This is a genomic window from Mycobacterium sp., from assembly GCF_049673265.1.
Lineage (GTDB): Bacteria > Actinomycetota > Actinomycetes > Mycobacteriales > Mycobacteriaceae > Mycobacterium.
Map to the genome: position 1 here is coordinate 1 of NZ_JBATXN010000565.1, position 2,880 is coordinate 2,880.

2 protein-coding genes are annotated in these 2,880 nt (G+C 63.9%); both read right to left on the reverse strand.

Features of this window, described 5'->3' with window-relative positions; all coding sequences use genetic code 11:
• Positions 1–85 precede the first annotated feature (85 nt).
• Positions 86–1,792, reverse strand: coding sequence for a virulence factor Mce family protein (locus tag WBF82_RS19280; protein ID WP_424384547.1), 1,707 nt, complete (start codon positions 1,790–1,792; stop codon positions 86–88).
• The coding region (locus WBF82_RS19285; RefSeq protein ID WP_424384548.1) for an MCE family protein at positions 1,792–2,880 on the reverse strand (1,089 nt) is incomplete at its 5' end. The genes WBF82_RS19285 and WBF82_RS19280, both read right to left, overlap by 1 nt.

Below are 2,880 nucleotides of genomic sequence, written 5' to 3' on the forward strand. Positions count from 1 at the left end.
GTGGTGGAGGCTGCCTCACCGCCTGCTGGGCCGGCCGCCCGCGACGCCCGCCGTCGGGCGCGCGGCGTCGCCATTTCTGTCTCCGTCACAACTGCCTCGGATCGCGCATCAGGTCCACCCAGTTCTCGGCTCTGCCGGGCGCGAAGATACCAGTGCCTCCGCCCGGGTCCTGAAAAGCTCCCGTGTTTGGGTCGTAGGTGGTGTACGCCGCACCGCTAGCCTGCGGCACCGGGCCGGGCGGCGGGCCCCACGGCTTTTCGGGCGGCGGGTATGGCGCTGGGGGTGAGAGGCCTTCCGGTGGTGGCGGCGCGGGAACCGCCTTGGGGAACGGGATCGCCGGCGGCTGCGGCGGGTACGGCGCGGGCGGTATCCACGCCTGCCGGCCATCGGTCCCACCGGTGTTGGGCGGCGGCGGCGTCGGGAACGGCTGGTTAGGCGCCGGACCGGGTCCGGGGACTTGTCCCGGCGGGACCGCGTCCGGAGGATACGGTGTGCCCGGATCGGGGTCGGCTCCTGGCGGGATGAACGGATACTTGTTGGGCGGCAAAATGTTCAGCCCGTTCGTTACCGGGGTGCCGTACGGAATCGGCGGACCGCGCCACGGGTTGGTACCGGTCGGCACATATCCCTTTGGATCGCGGCAAAGCGCAACGGTCGGTGCCCGTTTGCCCGGGAACTCCTGGCACGGGTAGTTGCGCGCACCACGCACCGTCGACGGATCGTTCTGCGCGGTCTTGCAATAACTGTCGGTCGGAAGCTCGCGCACCGTCTCGTCCGCAGGCGTTCGGATCATCGGCGGCGGAACGAAGCCGACGTTGCACGGCGGCGGGTCGATGTTGATCTTGAAGTCAAGCTTGGCGCCCTCGTCCTGCGGTTCACCGTTAGCCGCGGTGATGATCGCGGCGAATAGCGCCGGCAACACCACCAATAGCTGCTCGATCGACTTGTGATAGATGACACCAACCCGGCCGAGGTTCGCCAGATTGGCTGCCAACATAGGAAACGTCGGACGGATACCGGAGAACGCCGTATTGGCCTGATCGGCAACAGGCGGGATCACAGTTAGCAGCTCTCGCACCTGCGGGTCAGCTTGGCGCACTTCGGAAGTGAACCTTGCCAGCCCGTCGGACAGCGACTTGATGTCCTCGCCGGATCGGATCTGGGCTTGCAGGAACGGCCCCACCTGTTCGATCAGCTGCGAGGTCTGCGGATAAGTTGCGTTGGCCTCGTCCACTAGCAGCCGGGACGATTCGATCAACCTGGCCAGCTGTGGACCGGAACCGTTGAATGCGGTGAAGGTTTCATGCAACAGCTCGCGCAGCCGCGTGTCGGCAACACTGTTGACCAACGTCTCCGACTGGTGCAACAGGGACGCGATTTCCAGACCGATCCGGGTGTTGTCTCGAACGATGGGAGAACCGTTGTGCAGCTTGGTCGTAGCCGGATGGTCCGGTGGCACCAGGTCGACGTACTGCTCGCCGATGGCCGACACGCTTTTCACGGTCGCGGTAACGTTCGACGGCACCCTGGTGCCGCTGTTCAGCCGCATGACCACGTCGACGCCGTGCGGGTTAAGCCCCACCGACTCCACCCGGCCGACCGCAACACCGCGGTAGGTGACGTTCGCGTTCCGGTACAGACCGCCGCCGGCCACGAAGTCCGCTGTCACCTGATAGGTACCCAGGCCGAACGTGGCCGGCAGCCGCAAATAGAAGATCGCCATGATGGCAACGGTGATCACCGTGACCACCCCGAAGATGGCCAGTTGAGCTTTGGTCAGGCGGTCCAGCATTAGTGGTCTCCTGCCGGCGTGCCGGGAGGGATCTTGAACGGGTCGGCGGCCTGTCCCGACAAGTTGGCCTCTTCCCCGATCAGGAAATCTGGCGGGTTCAGGATGTCCTTCATGTGCAGCATGTTCGGGTCGAGCGGCCACGATGTGGTGAAGAATGTCTCGCCGAGCCGCCGCACGGTGAGGTCAAACGTTGTGAATACGTTGAGGTAATCACCACGCACGGCTTGCTTGATGCCGAAATTGGGGAACGGGAACGTCAGCAGTATCTGCAGCGACGTAATGAAGTTTTTTCGGTTGTCAGCCAGCGCCTTGGTGGCCGAGTAGAGGCTTTTCAGGTCCTCGGCGAAATCAACCTTGGTTTGCGAAAGCACATGCGACGCAACCGTCGCCACCTTCTTGAGTGCAGCGAACGCCTCGATGATCTTGTCGCGATTCTTGTTGAGCACCAGCAGCGCGCCCGGCAGCGATTCCAACGCCCGCCCGAGACTGTCTTTGTTGTTCGCCAGGATCGTCGAGAACCGGTCCAGTCCGTCGATGGCAGCGATGATGTCGTCGACTTGCTTGTTCAACCCGGCTGTCAGCTCGGCCAGACGTGGCACCAGATTGGTGAACTGGCTCTCGCGGCCTGCCAGTGCCTGATAGCTCTCATCGGTGATCTCTTGCAGCGCACCAAGATTACCCTTGTTGACCACCACGCCCAGCGCCGAGAGCACCTCCTCGGTGGTGGGATAGCGACTGGTACGAGACTCCTGGATGGTCGAGCCATCGACCAGCCGGCCCACCGGTGGCTGGTTTTTCGGGGCGACCAGCGCCACGTGCTGAGAGCCCAGCAGCGAGGTCTGTGCAACGTTGGCGGTCGAGTTGGCAGGCAACACTACGTTTCGGTCCAGCGCCAACTTGACTGCGGCAGAGAAACTTCCGTCCGGGTGCTGCACCGCGTCGATTCCGGAGACACTGCCGACGGTGACGTCGTCGACCATGACCGGTGAGTTCTGCGGCAGTGTGGCCACATCGGGCAAGTCGACGGTGATCGAGTAGGAACCGGCGCCATGACCGGCGGTACCCGGGAGCGCGATGGAGTTCAAACC

Bases quoted from the DNA above. Each gene is read 5' to 3' on its own strand.
- WBF82_RS19280 (WP_424384547.1), bottom strand. From the start codon at position 1,792: ATGCTGGACCGCCTGACCAAAGCTCAACTGGCCATCTTCGGGGTGGTC.